Source organism: Bacillus cereus (assembly GCF_025917685.1).
GTDB lineage: Bacteria > Bacillota > Bacilli > Bacillales > Bacillaceae_G > Bacillus_A > Bacillus_A cereus_AT.
In genome coordinates this window covers 1,718,200-1,743,567 of sequence record NZ_CP089518.1, presented here as the reverse complement: position 1 = coordinate 1,743,567, position 25,368 = coordinate 1,718,200, and the positions used below count along the sequence as shown (strand labels likewise).

Below are 25,368 nucleotides of genomic sequence, written 5' to 3'. Positions count from 1 at the left end.
TTTCAAAGGGGAAAACTACTATGAATAAAGATATAACAAAAGATGAACAAGTCCCTTCTCAAAGTACAACTGTTCAATCAGCACACTTAGCTTTAAGTGGCGAAACGAAAGGTTGGAAAAGACTGTTACCGTTTTTAGGACCCGCTTTTATCGCGTCAGTTGCTTATATTGACCCTGGTAACTTTGCTACAAATATCGCAGCTGGTTCACAATATGGATATTTACTATTATGGGTTATATTCGCTTCTAACTTAATGGCAGTATTAATCCAAACTTTATCCGCTAAATTAGGAATTGCTACGGGAAATAATTTACCTGAAATCGCTCGCGAACACTTTCCAAAACCTGTGTCTATTGGCTTATGGATTCAAGGTGAACTCGTTATTATGGCTACAGATTTAGCTGAATTTATCGGGGCAGCACTCGGATTGTATTTATTATTTGGAATTCCGATGTTACCAGCTGCTTTAATTACAGCAGTCGGATCATTTATTATTCTTGAGTTTCAACGCAGAGGATTTCGTCCACTAGAAGCTATTATTACAGGGATGATTTTTATTGTAGTAATAGCATTTGGGATTCAAGTTTTTTATGCAAAGCCAGAATTAAGCCCTCTACTTTCAGGACTTTTCATTCCAAAATTCCAAGGTGTAGACAGTATATTACTTGCAGCAGGGATATTAGGCGCAACAGTTATGCCACATGCAATCTATTTACATTCTGCATTGACACAACGCCGTGTGGTCGGAACAACTGACGAACAAAAGAAAAAGATTTTCCGTTTCGAATTTATCGATATTATTATTGCAATGGTTATCGCTGGAGCAATTAATGCGAGTATGTTAATTGTAGCAGCTGCACTATTCTTTAAAAACGGTATGCACGTTGAAGATTTAGATGTGGCATACACTCAGTTTAGCAACTTAGTCGGTCCTGTATCAGCTGCGTTATTTGGGATTGGGCTCTTATCAGCAGGACTATCTAGCTCTTCTGTCGGTACAATGTCAGGTGACATTATTATGCAAGGATTCATTCGAATGCATATTCCGTTATATTTACGCCGCTTTATTACAATGATTCCACCATTAGTTATTATCGCTTTAGGTGTAAATCCAACTTACGCTTTAGTCATGAGCCAAGTCGTCTTATCATTCGGTATTGCTTTTGCATTAGTACCACTTATCATGTTTACAAGCAGTAAAAAAATTATGGGTGCACTCGTTAATCACCGCATAACAACCTTTATCGCTTGGATCATTGCTGCACTTGTTATCATTTTAAATATTTTCTTACTGTATCAAACATTTATAGGGTAATGAAAAAAGGTATTCCAATAAAACTGGAATACCTTTTTTAGTGAAGTAATTCTCTTTTACTTATCACTTATGTATGTACCTCTTTTTGAAATATATTCCACAATCAATTTTATCACAAATCCAAACCTTACTTCCCTCTTGAATAATCTTTATTTTCAGATTAAATTATATAATAACAACACATTCGAGTTTCAAAAGAAATGGAGTGAAGGCATGTTTCCTATATTAAAAACCGATCGACTCATTTTGCGAGAACTTACTGAAGAAGATGCACCAGGTATACTACAATGTTTTTCTAATACTGATGTACTGCGCTATTATGGTCAAAAACCATTACAGGATGTTGATCAAGTAAAACAAATCATTAATAATTTTAAACTGAGTTACAATGCAAGAAACGGTATAAAATGGGGAATCGAATTAAAAGATAAGAAAGAACTCATTGGGACAATTGGTTTTCACGATTGGTCTTCTGAGCACAAACGAGCAAATATAAGTTATGCCTTTCTCCCTGAACACTGGGGAAATGGGTATGCCACTGAAGCGGTTTCTGACGTTTTATCATATGGTTTCCACACGCTACATTTAAAACGGATCGGTGCAATTGTCTTTCTTGAAAACGAGGCTTCAAATAAAGTGCTATTAAAATTAGGTTTTGAAAAAGAAGGTGTTCTAAAAAACTATATGTATCAAGATGATATCCCCTATGATACGAATTTTTATTCTTTATTAAAATCTGTTTAATAGAATTTATGTGTAAAAAAACCTTACTTTTAAAAGTAAGGTTTTTTCAGGTATAGCCGTAGCGGTTTTATCTTTTAAAACCAGCTTTCCCTCTTGCTTTGTAAAAGTAAGGTCAATACGTGAGATATGCGTTCCATATTTATATGGTTCTGTAATAATAACACCATTTACAAATTCTTTTTTAACAAGTTTATACATATGAGCCGCAAAAATAGCGCTGGTAGAACCCTTATTAACGGACAGGAAATCAGCTTTTCTCTTGTCGAAATTTACTTAGCATACAGTGGTCATATATTTTTAAGAATAACGGAAGAATATATAGAAAATGCTACATAAATGTGAAATTTAATCAACTTAGGGGGGACAACCTTGTTCAATCAGACTGTAAAAGCTATACCGAATTTATTTACGATTGGAAATTTATTGTGCGGTGTTTTTTCAATTACTATGAATATGAATGACTATTTGGAAGTAGCCTCCATTTTCATTTTCTTTTCAGCTGTTTTTGATTTTCTTGATGGAAGGATTGCGAGAAAATTAAAAGTGAACAGTGAGTTTGGTGTAGAATTAGATTCCTTAGCTGATATTGTTAGTTTCGGGGTTGCTCCTGCACTTTTATTTCATTCGATAGCAACACCCTCTGTTTTAACTTCTTTGGCATTTATCCTTTTCCCAACGATGGGTGCTTTAAGATTAGCTAAATTTAGTGTTAAACCAACCATTGGATATTTTAAGGGATTACCGATTCCAGCTGCTGGATTACCATTGGCTGGCATGGCATTGTTTTCATATAGCAATGCATGGATTACATTAATCCTCGCTCTCTTAATGGTAAGTCCAATTAAGTTTAAGAAATTTTAATTGGGGTCCCGTCCATCACTATCAAGACTTTACGGAATATCGTTTATTTAAGTACGACTATAGAAATAGTAAAGGGTATGTGCTGTTGGTTCATCAGCAATAAGTAAATCAACATTGTAAGATAGTGCCCTAGCAATTGCTACTCGTTGTTGTTCGCCACTTAGCTGAATTAAATAAAATGACAGTTGCTGAATATAAAGAATATGTTTACTTTTGTTTTGAAAATCCTCTTCTTTAACGAGTTTCATGTAAAATACCGAGGTAATAAATAAAAGAATAGTCATTGACTATTCTTTTAAAAATAAGGTTTTTTTATTTACTTCTTATCAATATAAGCATTTTTATACGTATACACGCCACCAAATTGATGCTTCTCAATTCCTTTTACATAGTCCTTTTGTACATAAGCTGAGCCAATGTGATAAAGCGGTGCTATCGCAGCGTCCTCTAATAGAATACGTTCAGCCTCTTGCAGAGCTTCCCAGCGTTTCTCTTGATCTAGTACTAGCTCATTTTTCGCTTTCTTTATTAATTCATCGTAACGAGAATTAGAGTAACTCATTTTATTATTCGGATTACTCGTCGTAAATAACTCTAAATAACTAATTGGATCTTTATAATCAGGTCCCCAATTTACCATAGATATATCGTAATCGCCTGTTTGTTCTAGTTGTAACTTTTGTTTAAACGGCTGTTGTTTAATTTGTATCGTTAATCCTTGCAAATTCTTTTCTAAGTCACCTTTTATATATTCCGTCATACGTTTTGCGTTATCTTGTTCAAACGTTAAAAACTCGAGGTTTACTTGCTCTACTCCAAGTTCTTTTTTCGCTTCTTCCCAAACCTTTTTCGCATTTTGTAAATCATATGAAGAAATATCTCCGTTCTCTTTTCTAAAATCTTTTCCAATCTCTTCATTCACGTGACCAACTGGTACAAGTCCACTTGCAGGTTTTGCCCCGTTATTAATAAAGTGAGTAACAAAATCTTCTTTATTTAACGCTAATGAGATAGACTGACGCACTTTTTTATTTGCTAACGCCTTATTTTTTTCATTAAAACGTAGCATAGCAATTCCAGGATCACTCGACATGTGTAATTCCTTATTCCCTTTATACTTATCTACAATTTGCGAATTAATAGGCACCCGGTCCAAATTACCAGCTTCATATAAATTTACAGCCGTCATTGTATCCTTTACGATATGAAAGTTTATTTCGTCTAACTTCACTTTCTTTTGATCCCAATATGTATCATTTTTCTTCAATTGAAATTCTTGTTCATGCTTCCATGTTTCTAACACGAATGGGCCATTATATATGAGATTACTAGGTTCAAGCCCGTAATTGCCCCCTTGTTCTTTCAAAAATGATTCATGCTGTGGTAAGTATATAGGTAAAGCTAATAACTGTAAGAAATATGGAATCGGCTGTTCGAGTTCAACTTCTAACTTATAATCATTTATGACTTTAATCCCAAGTTCATCAAGTGGCATTGTTCCCTTATTTATTTCTTTCGCATTTTTCACCTGAAAGAGCATGTATGCATATTGAGATGCTGTTTCAGGATTAATCGCACGTTTCCACGCAAACATAAAATCATTTGCTGTTACATTATCACCATTTGACCATTTTGCATCTTTACGCAATTCAAATGTATATTTTTTACCATCTTCACTTCTTTCAAATGATTTTGCTACTGCTGGAATAGGCTGATCTTGATCATCTAGCACATACAATCCTTCAAATATGTTTTGCATAACGTGTGCTGACGTACCATCCATTGTTTTCGCAGTATCAAGAGAAGGAATTTCTTCTGATACCGTTACATTTAGCACTTGTTTTTTAGCCTCTGTATCACTTTTATTCGCTTTATTATTACAAGCTGTTAATAATAAAGATGTAACAAGTGCCATTACCATTAAATGGCTCTTTTTTAGCTTCATGAATTGTTCTCCTTAAATATAAAATATTATAAAGCGTAATATATTATAGCAGAAATACTAATAGAAAGATGCGACATTCTTTTGAATATTTATTCGTTCAAAAAAAGCTATCCTTTTTTTAAAAAGGATAGCTTTTTCAACTGACATGTAAATACTTATCTTTGTAAACCACGTTTATAACGACTCGCTTCAAATATAATACGCTCTTCATCTAATGTTTTACATTCACCATTCCAAACAACACGTTTACCGTTAATAATTACATCACTTATATCTTTTCCACTAGCAGCATATACAAGGTGCGATGACACTTCATCTGCTGGTTGTAAATGCGGTTTATTAGACGGATCAATCGTAATAAAATCAGCACACTTTCCAACCTCAAGTGATCCCGTTTGTTTCATGCCAATTACTTCCGCAGCTCCTTTTGTCGCAAGAGAAAGAGCTGTTTCAACTGGTAATGCTGTTGCGTCTTGATGAATACCTTTTTGTAATAAAGTTGCTATGCGCATTTCTTCAAACATATCTAAATTGTTGTTAGATGCAACACTATCTGTTGCAATTCCAACTTTCATTCCTGCTTCTAGCATCGCTTTTACATTCGCTATACCCGATCCTAGTTTTAAATTACTATTCGGATTATGAGCTACTCGAACGTCATGTTCTGCTAAAAATGCACGCTCATTTTCATTTAATACTACACCGTGTGCAATAACTGTTGGGCGTTTAAACAACCCACAACTTGCTGCATATTCTACTGGACGTTTTCCGTACTGTGCTTCAATATCACGTACTTCACGCTCTGTTTCCGAAAGATGAATATGAACCATCGTTTGATTTTCTACTGCAATACGTGCGCATTCTTCTAACAGTTCTGTAGAACATGTATATGGACTATGTGGTGCAACCATCGTAGTTAACATACCACTTTCGTTATAATAACGCTTCACATATTTCTCAGCTTCTTCAATTGCTTTCTTTTCATCGTCTTTCGTTCCGAAGCTAAATAAAGTTCTTGAAACAGCAGCTCGCATTCCACTCCTTGATACCGTTTCCATAATTGCATCTTGATCTACTCCAATTGGATTGAACATGTCAGAGAATGATGTTGTACCACTTTTCACCATTTCAAGTAATCCTAATTCCGTGCTAGCGACCGCAAGCTCTGGAGTAAACTGACTTTCAAGTGGCCAAATTCTCGTCTCAAGCCATGGTTGTAATAACATATCATCGCCAATACCTCTTAAGAGACTCATTACAACGTGTGTATGTGTATTTACAAGCCCTGGTAAAACCCACTTTCCTTTCATATCAATTACTTCATCTACTTCAAAATCATTAGCGAATTCTCCGCTCTTTACATCTATAATTTGATCATTTTCTACAATGATATATCCATTTTCTATCACTTCGTTTTGTTCATTCATCGTTACGATTGTAGCGTTTACATAAGTTGTTTTCAAAAGTATTTCCCCTTTCAACTCTATGAAGTTCCCTTTAATAAGTTACCACCATTATAGTAACTTATTAAAGATTAAGAGTCAAAAGATAATTTTAATTCTTTCGTTATCTTTTCCTTCAAAATGCTATATTGTTTTTCATTTGTATCCGTAAATGCTTCTTCCCGATTTGATTTCTCATCCATATAATTCAATTTTCCATTGAATTGAGTCTCTGTAAAATCAAACATCTTTCCATCTATAAGGTTATAAAAGTGCCATACTTCTCCTACTTTCGTTTTTTTAATCTCTCCCTCGTATAAGTCTTGAACAACTAGAGCCGTTACACCACATTGTCCCTTTGCCGGATTTTCGCTCGTCCATTTTGAACTTGTTTCAATCGACCACGATTTTGTTAACATGTCATATATTTGTTTTTTCTTCACATTATCCACTCTCATCTTCCCCCGACATTAATAGTTTTACACATCATATTGCAAAAGCGGTAATAGTCGATCCTTAAAAACCGTTGACGGCGTCTCTCCGATTAACTTTGCTCCCATCTTCAAGTAATATCCTTTCGCATTCGGATCACTATCAATTGTAAAACTTTTTATTCCTAGTTCATTTGCTTTTTCTATTACATACTCCCAAAGTATTTTCCCGTACCCTTTCCCTTTGCAACGAGGATGAATGTATAAAAAATCGAGAGCTTTATCATTACGTAAAAATGAGAAAAATCCAATCTTCGTATTATCGTTTTCTAAAACATATACAAAATTATTTTTTATGTACTCTTCTGTAATTGTTAAATCTTCCTTACAAGCAAGTATGAATTCTTCACTATAGTTCCACATTGCTTTTGAATGTAGTGCGAGTTCACTTAATTCATTTGCTTCTCTTAATTCCGCTTTTCTTATCTTCATGATTCTTTCTCCCCATCTTCAATATGTAAGCTATTAATATGATTCGAAAAGTAATTAAAAAAACCTCTTATTTCCGTAGATAAGAGATTACTTTTATAAATCCTTATCATAAAACTAAAAAGTTTCACCGTATTATGGATAACAATTTTTCAAAAGAAAAAGAGAACGCCATTTCCAAAAATTGGCGTTCTCTTTTTCTTTTAACCTTCAAACTCAACCATTCATTTTACTATTTCTTACGATACTCATTTATATAGTTTCTACTACTGCTTCAAGCATTGTTCCATTTTCAGCATAATTCGTATGCCAAGAAAAAGCTTTTTCTAAAACATGAGGGGTTTGTCCACCTCTTGCTTGTGCTTCTTCGTAATAAGCTCTTAGCTGATCACGATACATTGGATGTGCGCAATTCTCAATAATCAGTTCCACTCTTTCTCTTGGCGCCAACCCTCTTAAGTCAGCATACCCCTGTTCAGTAACGATAACATCTACATCGTGTTCAGTATGGTCCACATGAGAGACGAAAGGAACGATACTTGAAATGTTACCACCTTTTGCAATCGATTTCGTAACAAAGATAGCTAGGCGTGCATTTCTTGCAAAATCACCAGAACCACCAATACCATTCATCATTTTTGTACCTAAAACGTGAGTAGAGTTGACATTTCCGTACATATCTAATTCTAAAGCAGTATTAATCGAGATTAATCCAAGGCGGCGAATGATTTCAGGATGATTAGAAATCTCTTGCGGGCGCATCATTAATTTGTCACGATATTTTTCAAAGTTGGAAAATACTTGTTGCATTTTCTCTTCAGAAAGCGTGATAGAACAACAAGAAGCAAAATTGACTTTTCCAGCATCCATAAGATCAAAAACCGCATCTTGTAAAACCTCGGAATATACTTCTAAATCTTCAAACTCTGAATCTAACATTCCGTGCAATACTGCGTTAGCAACTGAACCAATTCCTGATTGTAACGGCGCTAAATGATTTGTTAATCGGCCTACTTTTACTTCTTTTCGAAGGAACTCTATTAAATGCTGTGCCATAATAACAGTTTCTTCATCCGGAGGAACAATTGTCGATGGCGAATCTAGTTGATTCGTAAACACAATCCCCTTCACTTTTTCAACATCAATCGGAATACCGATCGTTCCAATTCGATCATCCGTTTTCACTAGCGGAATTGGAAGCCTTTCCCCTTGTTTTCCTGGTTCATATAAATCATGCAGCCCCTCTAGTTGCGCGGATTGGGCCATATTCATTTCAATAATAATAGACTTAGCATTTAAGGAAAATGCTAAGGAATTTCCAATTGAAGTGGTTGGAATAATCATTCCGTCCTCGGTAATCGCAACCGCTTCCAAAATAGCGAAATCTATATCCATAACGTCAGCACGGAGTAACTCTGCTGTATGAGATAAGTGCTGATCCACAAATAAAAAGTCTCCGTTATTAATTCCTTTTCGCATAGTTGCATCGGCTTGGAATGGCAATCTCTTCCCTAAAATTCCTGCCTCAGCAAATAATTTATCTACATCCGAACCTAAGGAAGCTCCAGTATAAACATTTACTTTAAAAGATTTATCATTCTTAACTTGGTTCACTAGCGCAAATGGGACTGCTTTTACATCCCCAGCACGTGTAAATCCACTTAGGCCTAAAGTCATTCCGCTTTCAATCCATGAAGCTGCTTCTTCAGGTGTAACTACCCGATCTTTTAAACGTTGATCCCTGATTCTATCCAAATTATTCTCCATATGTAATCCCTCTCTCAATGAATATTCATAATTATTTTACACATTAACACCATCAAAATAGGAATTTTAGTATACAATGCCGAAAATTCAGACAAAACAGCAAATCTAGGCTCTAAAGCAGAAAAATCTAGAATCCTAGAAGCTTACGGAAATAACTGGCGTATGATTGACTAACTGGTACTCTCTCCCCATTATCCATCGAAAGTAAAAAAGTAGAATGAGTATCAGGATAAATCGCTTTAATATGATTAACATTTACAATAAATGAACGGTGACATCTAATAAATGAATCTTTCGGAAGCAAGTATTCGAATTCTTGTAGCGAGTATTTATGTGTTCCTGATAACTCTTCTGAATTCACATACGTCTTTTTATCTTTAGCCTCTAAATACATGACCTTTGAAAAAGGAACCGGAACCCAGCCGTCTGTTGTTTTTAAAGTAACGACTGACTTGCCATCCGTTAAAGCTGGATAAATTGCCGTCACGCACCCTTCAATCTTGCTATTATTTGAAAATGGTACGGCCATTCCATGATAAGGAATACCAAAAACATCCCGGTTAATAAACTCAGAGGCTTTTTGCTTCGTTATCATTGCTTTATGAGCAATCGTCCCTTCCTTTATAGGATCCCCGACGCTAATCTTTAAATCAATTCGTTTACTTGGCCGATAGTAAATATATTCTTTCGTATTCGAAACTGCAATGGAAATTTCATCTGAAAATAATTCCCCAACAACATCTAGTAGTAAACCTAATGTTTTATCTTCCATACTATAAACACCTCATTCACTATTATACTACTATTATAATTTGTAAAACCGTTCAGCAATTTGAACGGTTTTACAAACAATTCAGTTCACCTTAGCTCCATAACATCTTGCTACTGCAACTGCCTGCGCTATGTCTAATTTCACATTTTTCAAATCAAAACTTTTAAAATCAACTCTATCAACTATCGCTCCTTTTAAATCTGCACCGCTAAGTTTTGCCTTACCTAATTGTGCACCTGTTAAATCTGCTTCACGTAAATCTGCTTTTTCTAAATTACATTCATATAAGTCAGCTTCAATTAAACGTATACCTTTTAGCATTTGTTTACTTAAGTTCGCGAACCTTAAATTTGTATATGACCAATCACCGGATATTATTGTTATTCCATCTAAATTCGCTTCTTCAAAATCGGATCCAGTCATTTTACATTCTTCAAACTTAGATACGAATAAATTCGCACCAACAAACTTACAATTTGCGAATGTAGTTCCTTGGTGGATAGAAGCATTAAAAAGAGAACCAGTAAAATCACATTCTATGAAATTACAATTTTTAGTAAAAACTTCTGATGCATCTACCCCTCTAAAACGGCATTTTATGAAGGTACAATTTTTTAATTCCTCTTCTTTAATCAATTCATATTGAAAATCTATTTCTATATATTCTTTATTTACAAATCCGCTCATAATCTTTCCTCCATTTCCTCAAAGAAACCTCACTTCAAAAAAGTGAGGTTTCTTCTCATACAATATGTCTATCTAACCAAGAAATCAAATCTTTAAACACTTCATCTCTATTCACTTCATGGAACATTTCATGTCTTCCATTTTCATATAAACGTAGTGTCAGGTCTTTCACACCACATTTTTTATAGTTTTCATAAACTTCTGTTACACCTTTTCCCATATCTCCAACAGGATCACGATCTCCAGAGAATATATGTATCGGAAGATTTTTTGGTGTTTTCTTGAATTCTTCTATTTTATTTACTTCTAGTACACCATGAAATAATTCTCGATAAAAACTTGTTGTGCAAATAAAGCCACATAAAGGATCTTTTATATATCTATCTACCTGGCTATTATCTGAAGATAACCAATCAAATTTTGTACGATTTGGCTTAAAGTGCGAGTTAAAGTTTCCGAAAGATAAAAAGTTTAGCATCGGGCTTTTCGTTTTGGGCCCGCGTAATTTCATCTCAATTGTCGCTACTTTATGACCGATACTTCCTAAAAGCCCTGGATTTCCACCAGTTCCTGAAATAAGAAATCCATCATATAGTTCACCTTTAAGTTGTACAGCACGTCTTGATAAAAAAGAACCCATACTATGTCCAAGTAAAAACAATGGACCTGTCTGCTCTTCTTTTATCATTTCCGAAACAAAAATCACATCAGACACAGCCTCACTCCAACCTACATTTGGTTCGAAATGACCATAGTCTTCTTCTCTTTTCACTGTTTTTCCATGCCCTTTATGATCATGAGCATAAACACCATATCCTGCTTCTAATAAAGCATCAATAAAGTCTGTATAAACACCTGCATGTTCTGTCATACCATGTGCAATTTGAATAATCCCTCGCGGATCTCCTTCTGGTAACCACTTACGCAAATAAATTTCCGATCCATCCAATGCCGTAACGAAACTTTTCTGTACGTTCATTTCGTCAGCCCCCAAATCTATTATGTATCTCAAAAAATGAATATCCATTCATTATTCTTATTATGTATTATATGCAATTGCTTCTATTATGACAAATGCATTCATTGTTTATCTTTCAAACTATTCTCTTGACGGACTTAAAATAAAATTATATAGTTACTTACATAAAGTAACTATATAATTTTTAGGAGGTTTCTACTATGATGCCATCACTATTTTTAGCACACGGTTCACCAATGCTTGCCATTCAAGATACAGACTATACACGCTTTTTAAAGACACTTGGAGAAACATATAAACCGAAAGCTATTGTTATTTTTACCGCTCACTGGGAAAGTGAAGTATTAACGATTTCCTCTTCAGATGAAGAATATGAAACAATTTATGACTTTGGAGGTTTTCCTCCTGAGTTATACGAAATCAAATATCGTGCGAAAGGCTCTTCTAGCATTGCATCTATGCTAGCAACAAAATTTAAAAATAAAGACATTCCAGTCCGACATAATATGACGAGAGGGTTAGATCATGGTTCATGGACACTCCTGCATCGTATGTATCCAGAAGCAAATATTCCTGTCATACAAATATCAGTAAATCCATTCCTCCCTGCAAAAGAACAATTTGAAATTGGAGAAGCACTAAAAGGACTTGGACAAGAAGATATTTTAGTAATCGGTAGCGGTGTTACTGTTCATAATTTACGAGTATTGAAATGGAATCAAACAACACCTGAAAATTGGGCAATTGAATTTGATGATTGGATTATTAAACATATGCAGACCAATGATAAAGATGCATTGTTTAATTGGGAGAAGAATGCGCCTCATGCACAATTAGCAGTACCACGAGCAGAGCATTTTGTTCCTTTATTTATCGCAATGGGTAGTGGTGAACAGACAGGAAAAGTCATTCACCGTAGCTACGAGCTAGGTACATTAAGTTATCTTTGCCTTCAGTTTTAATAAAAAAGGATGAAGCAAATATCGCTTCATCCTTTTTACTGTTCATTCACCTAATTAACTAACTTCCAAATGTTGTTTCTCTGATACCTCTGCATTCTTACTATGAAAATAAACCCAAATACATGCAATAAATAATAATGATGATGTAGAGAAGAAAACATATTGGAAGCCTGCGTGAGCTGCAATTTGCCCACCAAGTACTGGCCCAATCATATTTCCTAAAAACTGAAACGATTGATTATATCCAAATATTCGTCCCGTTACATGGGTTGGCGTATGTTGTTTTAGTAGAGTTTGTACGGAAGGTAATAGTCCTGCTTGTGCAATACCTAATAAAAAGCGAAGAATTAATAGTTGCCAAGCTGAGGTTACAAATGCTTGCGGAATAAAAATAATTCCGGCAGCAAACAACGCTACAACTAACGTTTTTTGAGGACCTATATGATCTGATAATCGTCCTAGCTTCGGAGCTGCTAAAATAACTGCTAATCCTGTCGCAGACATAACTGCACCTGCAATCATTTCAATATGATCTGTTCCTGGTCCTGCCAAATGTTTTACGTACAGCGTAATAATAGGTTGAATTGACATATTTGCAAGCTGAATAATAAACGTTGCTACAAATAAACTTATTATTAAATGTTTTGCCGGGACCATCGTCCATACTTTTTTCGGCTGTGCCTTTTTTGCTTTAGCAGAATGATTCTCTTCATGTAAGAAGAAAAAGACGATGAGAAAGGAAAGGAATAAGAAAGCTCCTGTAACTAGAAAAACATGGCGCATTCCGATTAACTCTGACAAATAACCTCCGAGTATCGGCCCAAGTAATGAACCGCTCACGCCTCCTGTTGAGATTGTAGAAATCGCCCAACCTGAATGTTCTTGCGGAGTTTCTGCAGCAATAAATGTCATCGCTGTAGAAAGGAAACCTGATACCGCTCCCATTAAAAACCGAAGTGCGACTAGTTGATACACGTCCGTCACAAACCCCATAAGCGTCATAATTATCGCCATACCAAGGCTCGCACGTATAAGCATCAATTTCCGTCCATGTATATCACCAAGCTTGCCCCATATTGGTGATACGATCGCACCCATTAAAAATGTCACACCAAATGCAAGTCCCGACCACTGTGCAATACTAGAAGTGCCGGTCACCCCTAATTCCTCAATATAAAAAGATAAAAAAGGAATTACTAAACTCATACCGGCGGCAGTGGTAAAACAACCTAGCCAACAAATCATTAAATTTCGTTTCCAGCTGGCCATTTTCACACCTTCTTTCTTTCGCTCCCCATTCTACACCGTTTTCTAAAAAAAGTTTAGTAATTTGCTTTATACATAATAAAACTCTATCCCCTTGCATTCTTAGCAAAGGGATAGAGTTAATTATCTCCTATGGGTATTAAACGTGCATTACAGCATCGCTCGTAAAACTCAATCGGACCTGCTTGTCCTATAATTGCATACTCATATCCGCTTTTCTTCATGTCATATAAACAATGATTCAATAACGTCTTCCCAACACCGTTCACACGATTATGTTTCACTGTACCCATCGGTCCAAACAGCCCTTTCTTTCCTCTCACAACATCATAACAAGCGAAACCAATGATTTCTCCTCCTTGTTCAGCAATAAAAATAGGTAACTCTTCTTTATATGTCCGAAATCCATAATCTAAAGATTTTAACCAACGCTCACCAAATTCATTCTTAACAAAACGTGCCAACTTTTCAAAATCAGAAGAGATCGCTTTTCTAATATTATGACTTAAACTATTACAAATAGGATCAAATCTTTTTAATGCAACCGTCAAATCTCTTGGTTCAGATGTAATTTGCAATACATCTTTTTTCATCTTTTTACTTATAACCTTATCAATAACTGTATCCCCTTGAAAAATTGCATATAAAACATGCCCTTCATTTATTAATATTTGCTGAAAACGTTCCATCCGTTTCTTCGCTACTTTTAAAACTTCTATCGTCTTATTTGAAACTTTAAACTCCCCAACATTTATGTATTCTATTTCATTTACATAATATTGTTGGAGTAACGATATCTTTGCTAAAAAATCCATGCCCACCGTGTGAAATAAATACATATGTAACTCCGCGCAAACTCCAGTACCTTCCTTACAAGCTCCTATAAATAGATGAACCGGATGGATAATACCTTTACTACACTCAGTCTCTTCTGCTGCGATCTCCAATATTTTATATGCACGTTTTGTAAATTGGAATTCCACCATCTATATCCCTTCCCCTAATGACTTATTATCAAACCATAACCATATATAATAGAAACAATTACTCCAACCATTAATATGCCTGGAAGTAAATTTGCCACTTTAATTTTAATAAATCCAAGTAAATTTAATCCGATTGCGAATATCATAATACCGCCAGTAGCAGTCATTTCCACTATAAATTGATTCATTAATTCTTTTGGAACAAAACTATTAATTTGTGTTGCAAAAACTGCAATACCTCCCTCATATAAAATCACTGGAATCGCTGAAAATACTACGCCAATTCCTAGAGTTGTCGTTAATATAATAGAAATGAATCCATCGATAATCGCCTTTGTAAATAAAATATCATGATTTCCGCGAATCCCACTGTCCAATGCACCAAGTATCCCCATCGCACCAATTGCAAAAATAAGTGTGGCTGTTACAAAGCCTTCTGATATGCTCCCTTTCCCTTTCGATCCAACTTTATTTTCTAACCAATCCCCTAACAGTTTTAACCTTTCTTCTAATTGTAGCCATTCCCCGATTACCGTACCAATAACTAAACTTAGTATGACAACAAGAAAATTTTCACTTTTTAATGCCATTTGAAGTCCAAGTACAGTAACCGCTAAACCGATTGCATGCATAATTGTTCCCTTCATACTTTCTGGAATCGCACTAAATAATTTACCAAGTAAAGTACCAAATATAATACAAATCCCATTTACAATTGCTCCTAATATAACCATTTCTCATTCTTCACCCTTCGAATTCTTTATTTCTATATTTTGGTTTATACATTGATTTACAGGTTATCTATATGTTAACTTAATATTGTGAATATTAACAAACAATTTCTACTATATAACCCGCTATTTTTTTGTTACTATACAAAGACCGATTTCTTTTAGTAGATTCATTGTTAATCTACTTGCGGGATAAATTCAAAAGGGAAGGTATTTATGAAAATTTTACTAAAACGATTTCTGTTAATAGCCTTTTTCATTACACCAATTGTTTTATTAATCAACTACTCTTTTATTTCAAAAGCGAAAGACAAACCTGATATGCAAAACAAATCTAGTAAAACAGCTTCAAAAAGCGAAAAGAAAATAGAAGAGCCTGAAATCACACTCACCTTCTCTGGTGATACAATGTTCGATTGGCAATTACGTCCCGTAATCGAAAAAAATGGGGCTGATTATCCATTCCAACATGTAAAAGAAGAAATAACAAAAGCTGATATTTCTTTTATTAATTTAGAGTCAGCATTTACAACGAGAGAAAAAAAAGTACCTGGACAACAATTTTGGATTAAAAGTGACCCATCCACACTACAAGCAATAAAAAATACTGGATACGATATTGTCAATATTGGCAATAACCATACGCTTGATTATGGACAAGATGGACTACTAGACACCATTTCTCACGTCGAAAAATTAAAACTACCTTACACTGGAGCCGGAAAAAATGCTGAGGATGCTTATACCTCTCGTGAACTAACTGTAAAAGGAAAAAAGTTTAAGTTTCTTTCCTTCGTTCGATTTATGCCTAACTTTAATTGGGTAGCTGGTGAAAATAAGCCTGGCGTTACGAACGGATATGATTTAGATCTTGTAACAAAAACGATTCAAGAGCAAAAGAAAGATGCTGATTATGTAATCGTTTATATGCATTGGGGCGTTGAAAAATCAAATCGTCCAATAGAATATCAAAAACAATATGTACCTAAAATGGTTGAAGCAGGAGCTGACGCAATTGTCGGCAGTCATCCACATTGGTTACAAGGGTTTGAGTATTATAATAAAGTTCCTATCGCTTACTCATTAGGAAACTTTTTATTCCCAAGTTATGTGAATGGAAAAAGCGCCGAAACTGGCGTATTAACTTTAACCTTTAAAGGAAATGATGTCCAAATGTCATTTAACCCGTACATCATTCGCAACAACCAAGTTTCTCCTGTAAATGAAGAAGAAAAGAAAAAAGCACTACAATATTTACAAACGGTTTCAACCGATGTAGAAATTGATGATACTGGGAAAATAATAAATAAACGTAAATAGAAAGAGAGCTAATAATAGCTCTCTTTCTATTTCTTTTAAATAAGTAAATCAAACAAAATAGGATTTTTATTGAGCTCCACAAATTGAATATTATTTTCTTTAAAACGAGTAATTAATTGCTCGTAATCTTCTTTATGTTTTAATTCTACACCGACTAGTGCTGGACCATTTTCTTTATTATGTTTCTTAATGTACTCAAATCGTGTAATATCATCTTCTGGGCCTAATCCCTTATCAAGAAACTCTCTTAGTGCTCCTGAACGCTGCGGGAATTCAATGATGAAGTAATGCTTTAATCCTTCATAAATGAGGGAACGTTCTTTCATTTCTTGCATTCTATCAATATCATTATTTCCACCACTTAGCGTACATACAACTGTTTTCCCTTTTATTTCATCCCTGTAAAGATCAAGCGCCGCAATAGAAAGTGCTCCAGCGGGTTCAGCTACAATTGCATTTTTCTTATACAGTTCTAAAATCGTCGTACAAACCTTTCCCTCTGGTACTAAAACAATATCATCAATTACCTCTTTACAAGTTTCAAATGTTAACTTTCCTACCTTTTTAACCGCTGCCCCATCAACAAAACTATCTATTTTCTCCAATGCCACATTTTCATTTTGAAGAAAAGCCTCTTTCATAGATGCAGCCCCCATCGGTTCTACACCAATGACCTTTGTAGCAGGACTAACACCTTTCACATATGTACCAACACCTGATGCTAACCCGCCACCGCCGATTGCTGTAAAGATATAATCAACTGGTTTCTCCATATCATGCATAATTTCAACCGCCACTGTTCCTTGACCAGCAACGACATACGGGTCATCGAACGGATGAACGAATGTCATCTTATTTTCATCACAATAGCGCTGTGCTTCTTGGAAAGAGCTATCAAATGTATCACCAACTAATACAATCTCTGCGAAATCACCACCGAAAAATTGGACTTGTGATACTTTTTGCTTAGGTGTCGTTGTGGGCATAAAAATCTTTGACGGAATCTTCAATAAATTACACGTATAAGCTACCCCTTGCGCATGATTACCAGCACTTGCACAAACAACACCATTTTGTAACTTTTCTTTCGGTAAACTTTGAATCAAATTATACGCACCACGAATTTTGAAAGATCGAATCAATTGTAAGTCTTCTCGTTTCACATAAACGTCACAATCATATTTCTCAGATAAAACTGTATCTCGTTGTAACGGTGTTTTAATAACGATATCTTTCATGCAATTATGAGCCATTAAGATATCTTCAATTTTCACTCTCTCCTTTACTTTCTGCACCATTTCATATCATCCTTATCTCTTTTAGATTGGCTCAATCGAAATTCGGGATTTTTAGGACTGCACCTGTATTCGCCGATGTTACCATTTGTGCATAACGCCCAAGCCAGCCAGTTTTCACTTTCGGTTCTGGTCGTTTCCATTCTTTTTTACGCTTATCTAATTCTTCATCACTAACTCTTACTTCTAATAATCTCTCCTCAACATCGATACAAACGATATCCCCTTGTTTAAGAAGTGCAATCGTTCCGCCCGCAGCTGCTTCTGGTGAAATATGCCCTACTGAAATACCACGTGAAGCACCCGAGAAACGTCCATCCGTTAATAGCGCAACATCTGCTCCTAACCCCATACCAGCAATTGCTGATGTTGGTGCTAACATTTCTGGCATACCTGGTCCGCCTCTTGGCCCTTCATAACGAATGACAACTACATCTCCTTTTTTCACCTTTCCAAGCATAATGCCCGCAAGCGCCTCATCTTGTGAATTAAAAATAACGCAAGGTCCTTCAAATCGTTTTACCTCTGTTGCTCCGCTTTTAATAACTGCCCCATCTTTCGCAAGGTTTCCTTTTAATATACGTAATCCCCCTTCCTCACTATGAGGGTTTTCAAGAGTATGAATAACTTCTTTATCTTGAATCTCAGATTCAGCAATGTTTTCTCTTAATGTTTGCCCAGTAGCAGTTATTCGATCTAGATGAAGTACCCCTTCCTTTCTGCTCATCTCTTTCAAAATTGCACTAATCCCGCCTGCTCGATCAATATCTTCCATATGCCAATTAGAAGCAGGGCTTACTTTACATAAATGCGGTACACGTCTTGAAACAGCATCAATACGGTTCATATCGTAATCTAATCCTGCCTCTTGTGCGAGCGCTAGCGTGTGTAATACTGTATTCGTAGATCCTCCCATCGCCATATCAAGTGCAAATGCATCATCAATTGCCTCTTCTGTCACAATATCGCGTGGCTTAATATCTCTCTCAATTAAAATTTTTAATTTCTCTGCTGCTTGTTTAATTAACTCCTCACGTCTTGGATCAATTGCTAAAATACTACCGTTTCCTGGAAGAGCTAAACCTAACACTTCACATAAACAATTCATAGAATTCGCGGTAAACATACCCGAACAAGAGCCACAAGATGGACAGCCATGATCTTCGATATCCTTTAATTCTTCTTCTGAAATTTTCCCGGATTGATAAGCTCCTACCCCTTCAAAAACGGAACTTAAATCAACAACTTCTCCTTTAGATGTTTTTCCCGCAGCCATCGGACCACCTGAAACAAATACAGTTGGAATGTTAATACGAAGAGCCGCCATCATCATACCAGGTGTAATTTTGTCACAGTTTGGAATGCAAATCATGCCATCAAACCAATGTGCATTTACAACTGTTTCTACTGAATCTGCAATAATTTCACGACTCGGAAGCGAATAACGCATACCGATATGTCCCATCGCAATACCATCGTCTACTCCAATTGTATTGAATTCGAATGGTACCATGCCCGCTGCACGAACGGCTTCTTTTACAAGTTTTCCAAATTCGTTCAAGTGCTTATGCCCTGGAATAATTTCAATAAAAGAATTACAGATCGCTATAAACGGTTTATCAAAATCTTCATCTTTCAAACCGGTTGCTTTTAATAAACTACGATGCGGAGCTTTATCAAAACCTTTTTTAATCATGTCACTTCTCATCTTGTCAAATCCCCTCTTACATATTTTTCACTTATACTCTCTTAATCTATTTCTTTACTAATTCTTTCGGTGCATGAATCCAGCTCATCATTTCACGAAGTTCTGCCCCCACCTTTTCAAGCTGATGATTTTGTTCTGCTTTTTTCATCGCATTATACGTTGGGCGCCCCGCCTGATTTTCTAAAATCCATTTTTTCGCGAATTCACCTTGCTGAATTTCTGTAAGAACACGTTTCATTTCCTTCTTCGTTTCATCTGTAACAATTCTCGATCCTGTTACATAATCTCCAAACTCTGCCGTATCTGAAATAGAATGACGCATATTCGTTAATCCGCCTTCGTACATTAAATCAACAATTAACTTTAATTCATGCAAGCATTCAAAGTATGCAATTTCAGGACGATATCCACCTTCCGTTAACGTTTCAAAACCAGCTTTCACAAGTGCTGTTACCCCTCCGCAAAGCACTGCTTGCTCACCGAATAAGTCTGTTTCTGTTTCTTCTTGGAATGTCGTTTCAATTACACCTGCACGTGTACAACCTACACCTTTTGCATATGCCAGTGCTACATGTAGCGCTGTTCCCGTTGCATCTTGATGCACTGCGACTAATGCCGGAACACCATTTCCTTCTTGATATACACGGCGAACGAGATGTCCTGGACTTTTTGGCGCAACCATTGCTACATCTACGTAACTTGGCGGATTAATTTGGCCGAAATGAATATTAAATCCATGTGAGAAAAGTAACATTTGTCCTTCACGGAGATTTCCTTCTACTTCTGCTTTATACACATATGCTTGCTGTTCATCCGGCAATAACATTTGTACAACTTGTGCGGTTCGAACCGCTTCTGAAACAGACATTACTTCAAATCCATCAGCTTTTGCTACTTCATATGACTTACCAGGGCGAACACCAACTACAACTTCCACACCAGAATCGCGTAAATTTTGTGCTTGGGCATGACCTTGAGATCCATATCCGACTACCGCAACTGTTTTCCCTTTTAATAGCTCTAAATTTGCATCTTTCTCATAATAAGTTTTCATATTCCATACACTCCTTATAATTTATTTACTTGCAGTACATTGATTAATTTTTTCAACTGACTGACAAGTAACGTTGCTTCATTTTCAGTACAAACTGCTGTTAGTTTCATTTCAGAAACACCACTTGTATCTCTTTCGTTTAAATTTAAAGAAGAAATATAATAACCACGCCGAGCAAAAATTCCACTTATGCGTAATAAGACGCTCGGATCGTTATGAATAACTAATGAAAAAGTATGACTCATTCTTCCCACCTCTTCATAATCATTTCGTTATTCCCTTTGTTTGGCGGAACCATCGGAAAGACGTTCTCACCTTCTTCTACACAAAAGTCAACTACGACAGGACCTTCATGAGAAAATGCTTCTAACATTACCTTTTTCGCCTCAAACGAATTTGTTGCTCTTAGCCCTTTTACACCATAAGCTTCTGCTACTTTCACAAAATCTGGTGACCCAATTCTCGATTCCGACAAACGGTTTTCATAAAACATTTCTTGCCATTGCCTTACCATCCCTAAAAATTTGTTGTTTATGATGAATACTTTGACAGGAATATTATTTTCAGCAATTGTTTGCAGCTCTTGAATGTTCATTTGGAAAGAAGCATCACCAGCAATACAGATGACAAGTTCTTCTTCTTTTGCAAGCTGAGCACCAATTGCTGCTGGAAAACCAAATCCCATCGTCCCTAATCCCCCTGATGTTAGAAAAGTCCGTGGTTTTCTCGCTTTATAAAAGTGAGCAGCCCACATTTGATGCTGTCCTACCTCTGTCGTGACAATCGCTTCACCATTCGTTAATTCACTTACTAAGTTGATAACATGCTGTGGTTTTAACTCAAATTCTTTTTGCTTATATGAAAGTGGATATTCTTCTTGCCATTTCTTCAGTTTTTGAAGCCATTCATCTGTTTGTGTATAAATAGACATATGTAACAGCATATGTAGCGCCTTTTTCACATCACCAACAATCGGATGCTCTACAGTTACATTTTTATGGAACTCAGAAGGATCAATATCAATATGTACTTTTTTCGAATGCGGAGAAAAAAGTTCTAATTTTCCTGTTACACGATCATCAAAACGAACACCTAACGCCAGTAATAAGTCACATTCTGTTACTGCCATATTTGCAGCGTACGTTCCATGCATACCGAGCATTCCTAAAAACAACGGATCTCCCGGCGGATATGCACCCAGCCCCATTAAAGTTGAAACGACTGGAATACGATTCTCCTTCGCAAACTTGATGAGTTCTTCAGATCCGCCTGAATGAATGACGCCTCCCCCGATATAAAGGAGTGGGCGTTTTGCTTTTGAAATTGATTTTGCTACCTCTCTCAGTTTCAAACTGTCTGGCAAAGGTTCTGGTTTATATCCTGGAATCTCCACTTCTTCATTAAAGAAACTTGTTACATTTGCATTTTGAACATCTTTTGGAATATCAATTAATACCGGTCCCGGTCGCCCGCTTTCGGCGATGTAAAAAGCTTCTTGCACAGTTCTTGATAAATGATTTACATCACGAACTTGGTAATTATGCTTCGTAACAGGTACTGTAATTCCGACAACATCCGCTTCTTGAAATCCGTCTTTACCAATTAAAGGCGTTGCAACTTGCCCTGTAATGACTACTAAAGGAATCGAATCCATATAAGCATCTGCTAAACCCGTAACTAAATTCGTCGCCCCTGGACCAGAGGTAGCAAAGACTACTCCAACCTTTCCAGAAGCTCTCGCATATCCTTCAGCTGCATGAATTGCAGCTTGTTCATGACGAGTTAACACGTGCTTTAAACCACTTTCGTATAACGCATCGTATATTGGTAAAATCGCTCCGCCCGGATAACCGAAAACGGTCGTTACACCTAATTTCTTCAAACATTGAATAACGTGTCCAGCACCTGTAGCTTCTTCACTCTGCAGTTCATCGCATGCTGTATACTGTTCCTCCATTTCAATTAACTCCTCTCCCTATTTACGCTAAACTTTCCGCCAACCCTGGAACACGTACTCCTCTTTCTCTCGTTAATTTTTTAAATTCTTCGGTTAATCTTTTTGTTACATCTCCTGGTTTTCCATCTCCAATTTCTCTTGAATCTACTTTCACTACAGGAATTAGTTCCGCTGCAGTTCCTGTTAAAAACACTTCATCTGCTACATATACATCATGGCGAGTAAATGGCCTTTCCTCACACGGAATACTTAGACGCTCACATAACTCAATCACACTATTTCTCGTAATACCTTCTAGCGCCCCTAAGTACGAAGGAGGTGTTAACACTTTTCCATCTTTCACAATGAAAACATTATCTCCAGAGCCTTCACAAACATATCCTTGTTGATTTAACATAAGAGCCTCTAGCACTCCCGCTTGTGCCGCTTCAATTTTTACAAGCACGTTATTTAAGTAGTTCATTGACTTAATGCGTGGGTCTAATGCGTCTGGCGTATTACGTCTTGATGCAACAGACACAACGCTTAGTCCATTATCATAAAATTCCTGAGGGAATAACTTTAATTGTTCTGCAATGATAATTACGCTCGGTTTCACACAGCTTCTCGGATCAAGCCCTAAGTCACCTTTTCCTCTTGAAACAATTAATCGAATGTAGGCATCCGCGTATTCATTTTTTTGCAATGTTTGTAAAACTGCTTCTTCCATTTCATCTACCGTCATTGGAATTGTAAGTAAAATAGATTTCGCCGATTCATATAGTCGTTTCACATGTTCTTTTAAACAAAATACATTTCCTCCGTAACTACGAATCCCTTCAAATACACCGTCCCCGTATAAAAAGCCGTGATCATATACTGAAACAACTGCCTTTTCTTTTTCTACAAATTCCCCATTCATGTAAATGTACTGGTTTCCCATCTCACATCGCTCCTCTTTTTTCTCTCTATTTTTGCAATCTATTTCTATATCGATTGCTGAGATGAGTATTTTTAACAGAATATTCAGTATAATAATCTTAAAAATATACTCGTCTCAACAATCGATTACTTACATACTTGTAGCAATCCATTGCTGAGACGAGGGAATCGTGGTACCACTCAGCTTCCTTACACTTCTCACGAAATATAAGCTCTGCAAGTCCAATTAGACTTTTGTTTTTCTATCGGAAAACAACTCCGCTACTTTTTACTAACTTCAAAAGCAGTGCTCCGAGGTGATTTTCAATGATTCAATTGTTACCACCCTCACAGCCTTTGGGCAGCTCTCTGAAACAATCTTTATCATTTACTCTCCTCTTCCTCGCATTCTTTTATTCTATTTTTTAAAATAAAAACTCTCGCCTCAGCAATCAACTACTACAAATTAGTAGCTTTGATTGCTGAGGCGAGAGTTTCGCGTTACCACTCAGCTTCCTTATACTTCTCACGAAATATAAGCTTCATAGGTCCAATCAGACCTCCGTCCTTTTACCGGAGACGATGCCGCCGCCCTCTACTCAGTTTCCCTTTCGCAAGCGATGCTCCGAGGTGATCTTCAATGATTCGATTGCTACTACTCTCACAGCCTAGGAGTAGCTCTCTGAAACGACCATAATCATCTACTTTCCTCTTCTTTGCATATACAATATATAAAGTTAGAAAATTCTTAATTCACTTTTATTTGTTACACGTATTATAGGACGCGGTTCTTTTCATTGTCAACATGTTTTTAGAAAAAAATTAAAATTCATTCTATTTACTAGAAATCTATTTATTTTTTCTCAAAACAAAATCGGAATGAACTTCTTACACATACTCATACATTACTTAAGTATGTTCGCGTTACTACATAAAGAAAAACAACTTAAAAACATATACAATTTATGAGGAGATGAGAAAACTATGTTAAAAGGTAAAATAGCATTAGTTACAGGAGCAAGCCGAGGAATTGGACGTGCTATCGCAAAACGGTTAGCAAACGACGGTGCATTAGTTGCTGTTCATTATGGAAATCGAAAAGAAGATGCTGAAGAAACTGTTCATGAAATTCAATCAAATGGCGGATCAGCTTTTTCTATCGGTGCAAATCTTGAATCTTTACACGGTGTAGACAACCTTTATATTTCTTTAGATAACGAATTACAAAAAAGAACTGGTGGAACACAATTTGATATTTTAATAAACAACGCTGGAATCGGTCCTGGTGCCTTTATTGAAGAAACGACTGAACAATTTTTTGATAGAATGGTTTCAGTAAATGCAAAAGCACCATTCTTTATCATTCAACAAGCACTACCACGTTTACGTGATAATAGCCGAATTATTAATATTTCATCAGCTGCCACCCGCATTTCTTTGCCTGATTTCGTTGCATATAGTATGACGAAAGGTGCAATTAACACGATGACTTTCACGCTTGCAAAACAACTCGGAGCACAAGGAATAACAGTGAATGCAATACTTCCAGGATTTATTAAAACAGATATGAACGCAGAACTCTTGAGCGATCCAATGATGAAACAGTATGCTACTACTATTTCCGCCTTCAATCGCTTAGGTGAAGTTGAAGACATTGCCGATACTGCTGCATTTCTTGCTTCCCCAGACAGCCGCTGGGTTACTGGTCAATTGATTGATGTGAGCGGAGGATCTTGTTTATAAAAAACATATATTT

Annotated in this window: 23 protein-coding genes, 2 pseudogenes and 2 other annotated features; of the genes and pseudogenes, 6 read left to right on the top strand and 19 right to left on the bottom strand. The window is 36.2% G+C overall.

From position 1 onward, the window contains the following. Positions 1–20: 20 nt before the first annotated feature. Positions 21–1,316 (top strand): Nramp family divalent metal transporter, encoded by a 1,296-nt coding sequence (locus LUS72_RS09095; protein WP_097831503.1) that lies wholly within the window; start codon positions 21–23, stop codon positions 1,314–1,316. Between the two features lie 213 nt (positions 1,317–1,529). Next, the gene (locus tag LUS72_RS09090) at positions 1,530–2,060 is read left to right on the top strand and encodes a GNAT family N-acetyltransferase (protein WP_097831504.1); all 531 of its coding nucleotides are present in this window, start codon (positions 1,530–1,532) and stop codon (positions 2,058–2,060) included. A 42-nt stretch (positions 2,061–2,102) separates the two neighbouring features. Here LUS72_RS09090 and LUS72_RS09085 read toward each other — a convergent pair. Next, positions 2,103–2,279, bottom strand: a pseudogene (locus LUS72_RS09085) (5'-nucleotidase); the annotation flags it as partial. Positions 2,280–2,429: 150 nt separating this feature from the next. On the opposite strand from LUS72_RS09085, the gene pssA reads away from it, so the two are divergent. Next, complete coding sequence (pssA, locus tag LUS72_RS09080; protein WP_097831505.1) at positions 2,430–2,921, top strand: CDP-diacylglycerol--serine O-phosphatidyltransferase; 492 nt, start codon at positions 2,430–2,432, stop codon at positions 2,919–2,921. A 77-nt stretch (positions 2,922–2,998) separates the two neighbouring features. Here pssA and LUS72_RS09075 read toward each other — a convergent pair. The 9 genes and pseudogenes from LUS72_RS09075 to LUS72_RS09035 form a co-directional block, all read right to left on the bottom strand. Beyond that, positions 2,999–3,094 (bottom strand): annotated as a pseudogene (locus LUS72_RS09075) (ATP-binding cassette domain-containing protein); the annotation flags it as partial. 143 nt (positions 3,095–3,237) lie between these two features. Beyond that, positions 3,238–4,866 carry a peptide ABC transporter substrate-binding protein gene (locus tag LUS72_RS09070; protein ID WP_097831507.1) on the bottom strand — a complete coding sequence of 543 codons (1,629 nt, stop codon included), beginning with the start codon at positions 4,864–4,866 and terminating at the stop codon, positions 3,238–3,240. 155 nt (positions 4,867–5,021) lie between these two features. After that, on the bottom strand, positions 5,022–6,347 hold the full coding sequence (locus LUS72_RS09065; protein WP_141533451.1) for a bifunctional S-methyl-5'-thioadenosine deaminase/S-adenosylhomocysteine deaminase: 1,326 nt from the start codon (positions 6,345–6,347) through the stop codon (positions 5,022–5,024). Positions 6,348–6,400: 53 nt separating this feature from the next. After that, positions 6,401–6,760: a YunG family protein gene (locus LUS72_RS09060; RefSeq protein ID WP_098361794.1), complete on the bottom strand. Its 360-nt coding sequence runs from the start codon at positions 6,758–6,760 to the stop codon at positions 6,401–6,403. 27 nt (positions 6,761–6,787) lie between these two features. After that, positions 6,788–7,231, bottom strand: a complete 444-nt coding sequence (locus LUS72_RS09055; protein ID WP_097831510.1) for a GNAT family N-acetyltransferase — start codon at positions 7,229–7,231, stop codon at positions 6,788–6,790. Between the two features lie 249 nt (positions 7,232–7,480). Continuing rightward, a complete protein-coding gene (locus LUS72_RS09050) occupies positions 7,481–8,995 on the bottom strand; it encodes a succinyl-CoA:acetate CoA-transferase ScpC (RefSeq protein ID WP_097831511.1) in 1,515 nt (504 codons plus the stop codon). Between the two features lie 127 nt (positions 8,996–9,122). After that, positions 9,123–9,767, bottom strand: a complete 645-nt coding sequence (locus LUS72_RS09045; protein WP_097831512.1) for a LytTR family DNA-binding domain-containing protein — start codon at positions 9,765–9,767, stop codon at positions 9,123–9,125. A gap of 81 nt (positions 9,768–9,848) precedes the next feature. Next, on the bottom strand, positions 9,849–10,454 hold the full coding sequence (locus tag LUS72_RS09040) for a pentapeptide repeat-containing protein (RefSeq protein ID WP_097831513.1): 606 nt from the start codon (positions 10,452–10,454) through the stop codon (positions 9,849–9,851). A 55-nt stretch (positions 10,455–10,509) separates the two neighbouring features. Then, positions 10,510–11,433, bottom strand: a complete 924-nt coding sequence (locus LUS72_RS09035; protein ID WP_097831514.1) for an alpha/beta hydrolase — start codon at positions 11,431–11,433, stop codon at positions 10,510–10,512. A 200-nt stretch (positions 11,434–11,633) separates the two neighbouring features. On the opposite strand from LUS72_RS09035, the gene LUS72_RS09030 reads away from it, so the two are divergent. Next, the gene (locus LUS72_RS09030; protein ID WP_097831515.1) at positions 11,634–12,395 is read left to right on the top strand and encodes a DODA-type extradiol aromatic ring-opening family dioxygenase; all 762 of its coding nucleotides are present in this window, start codon (positions 11,634–11,636) and stop codon (positions 12,393–12,395) included. Positions 12,396–12,449: 54 nt separating this feature from the next. On the opposite strand, the gene LUS72_RS09025 is transcribed toward LUS72_RS09030, so the two are convergent. From LUS72_RS09025 to LUS72_RS09015, 3 genes are all read right to left on the bottom strand, one after another. After that, positions 12,450–13,664 (bottom strand): multidrug efflux MFS transporter, encoded by a 1,215-nt coding sequence (locus tag LUS72_RS09025; protein ID WP_097831516.1) that lies wholly within the window; start codon positions 13,662–13,664, stop codon positions 12,450–12,452. Positions 13,665–13,780: 116 nt separating this feature from the next. After that, positions 13,781–14,647, bottom strand: a complete 867-nt coding sequence (locus LUS72_RS09020) for a GNAT family N-acetyltransferase (RefSeq protein ID WP_097831517.1) — start codon at positions 14,645–14,647, stop codon at positions 13,781–13,783. A gap of 14 nt (positions 14,648–14,661) precedes the next feature. Next, positions 14,662–15,381 (bottom strand): DUF554 domain-containing protein, encoded by a 720-nt coding sequence (locus LUS72_RS09015; RefSeq protein ID WP_097831518.1) that lies wholly within the window; start codon positions 15,379–15,381, stop codon positions 14,662–14,664. Positions 15,382–15,594: 213 nt separating this feature from the next. On the opposite strand from LUS72_RS09015, the gene LUS72_RS09010 reads away from it, so the two are divergent. Next, positions 15,595–16,698 carry a CapA family protein gene (locus LUS72_RS09010; protein WP_097831519.1) on the top strand — a complete coding sequence of 368 codons (1,104 nt, stop codon included), beginning with the start codon at positions 15,595–15,597 and terminating at the stop codon, positions 16,696–16,698. A 35-nt stretch (positions 16,699–16,733) separates the two neighbouring features. Here the strand turns inward: LUS72_RS09010 and ilvA are convergent, their stop codons facing one another. Genes ilvA through ilvE form a run of 6 tightly spaced genes read right to left on the bottom strand, consistent with a single transcriptional unit; the run spans position 16,734 to position 23,634 of the window. Next, complete coding sequence (gene ilvA, locus LUS72_RS09005; protein WP_097831520.1) at positions 16,734–17,996, bottom strand: threonine ammonia-lyase IlvA; 1,263 nt, start codon at positions 17,994–17,996, stop codon at positions 16,734–16,736. A 31-nt stretch (positions 17,997–18,027) separates the two neighbouring features. Continuing rightward, positions 18,028–19,701 carry a dihydroxy-acid dehydratase gene (gene ilvD, locus LUS72_RS09000; RefSeq protein WP_097831521.1) on the bottom strand — a complete coding sequence of 558 codons (1,674 nt, stop codon included), beginning with the start codon at positions 19,699–19,701 and terminating at the stop codon, positions 18,028–18,030. Between the two features lie 46 nt (positions 19,702–19,747). Further along, on the bottom strand, positions 19,748–20,755 hold the full coding sequence (gene ilvC / locus LUS72_RS08995) for a ketol-acid reductoisomerase (protein WP_097831522.1): 1,008 nt from the start codon (positions 20,753–20,755) through the stop codon (positions 19,748–19,750). Positions 20,756–20,769: 14 nt separating this feature from the next. Then, on the bottom strand, positions 20,770–21,000 hold the full coding sequence (locus tag LUS72_RS08990) for an ACT domain-containing protein (protein WP_044440462.1): 231 nt from the start codon (positions 20,998–21,000) through the stop codon (positions 20,770–20,772). Next, the gene (gene ilvB / locus LUS72_RS08985; protein ID WP_097831523.1) at positions 20,997–22,712 is read right to left on the bottom strand and encodes an acetolactate synthase large subunit; all 1,716 of its coding nucleotides are present in this window, start codon (positions 22,710–22,712) and stop codon (positions 20,997–20,999) included. Before ilvB ends, LUS72_RS08990 begins: the two co-directional genes overlap by 4 nt. Before the next feature lie 22 nt (positions 22,713–22,734). Next, positions 22,735–23,634, bottom strand: a complete 900-nt coding sequence (gene ilvE / locus LUS72_RS08980; RefSeq protein WP_071745099.1) for a branched-chain-amino-acid transaminase — start codon at positions 23,632–23,634, stop codon at positions 22,735–22,737. Between the two features lie 151 nt (positions 23,635–23,785). Beyond that, positions 23,786–24,025, bottom strand: a binding site (T-box leader). A 67-nt stretch (positions 24,026–24,092) separates the two neighbouring features. After that, positions 24,093–24,338: a binding site (T-box leader), on the bottom strand. Positions 24,339–24,596: 258 nt separating this feature from the next. Here ilvE and LUS72_RS08975 point away from each other — a divergent pair. Next, positions 24,597–25,355: an SDR family oxidoreductase gene (locus tag LUS72_RS08975; protein WP_098361796.1), complete on the top strand. Its 759-nt coding sequence runs from the start codon at positions 24,597–24,599 to the stop codon at positions 25,353–25,355. The last annotated feature ends 13 nt before the right edge of the window (positions 25,356–25,368 follow it).

Coding starts and splice junctions, on each gene's coding strand:
- LUS72_RS08990 (WP_044440462.1), bottom strand. CDS start 21,000: ATGAGTCATACTTTTTCATTAGTTATTCATAACGATCCGAGCGTCTTA.
- ilvE (WP_071745099.1), bottom strand. CDS start 23,634: ATGGGAAACCAGTACATTTACATGAATGGGGAATTTGTAGAAAAAGAA.
- LUS72_RS09045 (WP_097831512.1), bottom strand. CDS start 9,767: ATGGAAGATAAAACATTAGGTTTACTACTAGATGTTGTTGGGGAATTA.
- ilvB (WP_097831523.1), bottom strand. CDS start 22,712: ATGGAGGAACAGTATACAGCATGCGATGAACTGCAGAGTGAAGAAGCT.
- ilvD (WP_097831521.1), bottom strand. CDS start 19,701: ATGAGAAGTGACATGATTAAAAAAGGTTTTGATAAAGCTCCGCATCGT.
- LUS72_RS09030 (WP_097831515.1), top strand. CDS start 11,634: ATGATGCCATCACTATTTTTAGCACACGGTTCACCAATGCTTGCCATT.
- LUS72_RS09040 (WP_097831513.1), bottom strand. CDS start 10,454: ATGAGCGGATTTGTAAATAAAGAATATATAGAAATAGATTTTCAATAT.
- LUS72_RS09090 (WP_097831504.1), top strand. CDS start 1,530: ATGTTTCCTATATTAAAAACCGATCGACTCATTTTGCGAGAACTTACT.
- LUS72_RS09095 (WP_097831503.1), top strand. CDS start 21: ATGAATAAAGATATAACAAAAGATGAACAAGTCCCTTCTCAAAGTACA.
- LUS72_RS09050 (WP_097831511.1), bottom strand. CDS start 8,995: ATGGAGAATAATTTGGATAGAATCAGGGATCAACGTTTAAAAGATCGG.
- LUS72_RS09055 (WP_097831510.1), bottom strand. CDS start 7,231: ATGAAGATAAGAAAAGCGGAATTAAGAGAAGCAAATGAATTAAGTGAA.
- LUS72_RS08975 (WP_098361796.1), top strand. CDS start 24,597: ATGTTAAAAGGTAAAATAGCATTAGTTACAGGAGCAAGCCGAGGAATT.
- LUS72_RS09010 (WP_097831519.1), top strand. CDS start 15,595: ATGAAAATTTTACTAAAACGATTTCTGTTAATAGCCTTTTTCATTACA.
- LUS72_RS09025 (WP_097831516.1), bottom strand. CDS start 13,664: ATGGCCAGCTGGAAACGAAATTTAATGATTTGTTGGCTAGGTTGTTTT.
- LUS72_RS09035 (WP_097831514.1), bottom strand. CDS start 11,433: ATGAACGTACAGAAAAGTTTCGTTACGGCATTGGATGGATCGGAAATT.
- LUS72_RS09020 (WP_097831517.1), bottom strand. CDS start 14,647: ATGGTGGAATTCCAATTTACAAAACGTGCATATAAAATATTGGAGATC.
- LUS72_RS09070 (WP_097831507.1), bottom strand. CDS start 4,866: ATGAAGCTAAAAAAGAGCCATTTAATGGTAATGGCACTTGTTACATCT.
- ilvA (WP_097831520.1), bottom strand. CDS start 17,996: ATGGTGCAGAAAGTAAAGGAGAGAGTGAAAATTGAAGATATCTTAATG.
- LUS72_RS09015 (WP_097831518.1), bottom strand. CDS start 15,381: ATGGTTATATTAGGAGCAATTGTAAATGGGATTTGTATTATATTTGGT.
- ilvC (WP_097831522.1), bottom strand. CDS start 20,755: ATGAAAACTTATTATGAGAAAGATGCAAATTTAGAGCTATTAAAAGGG.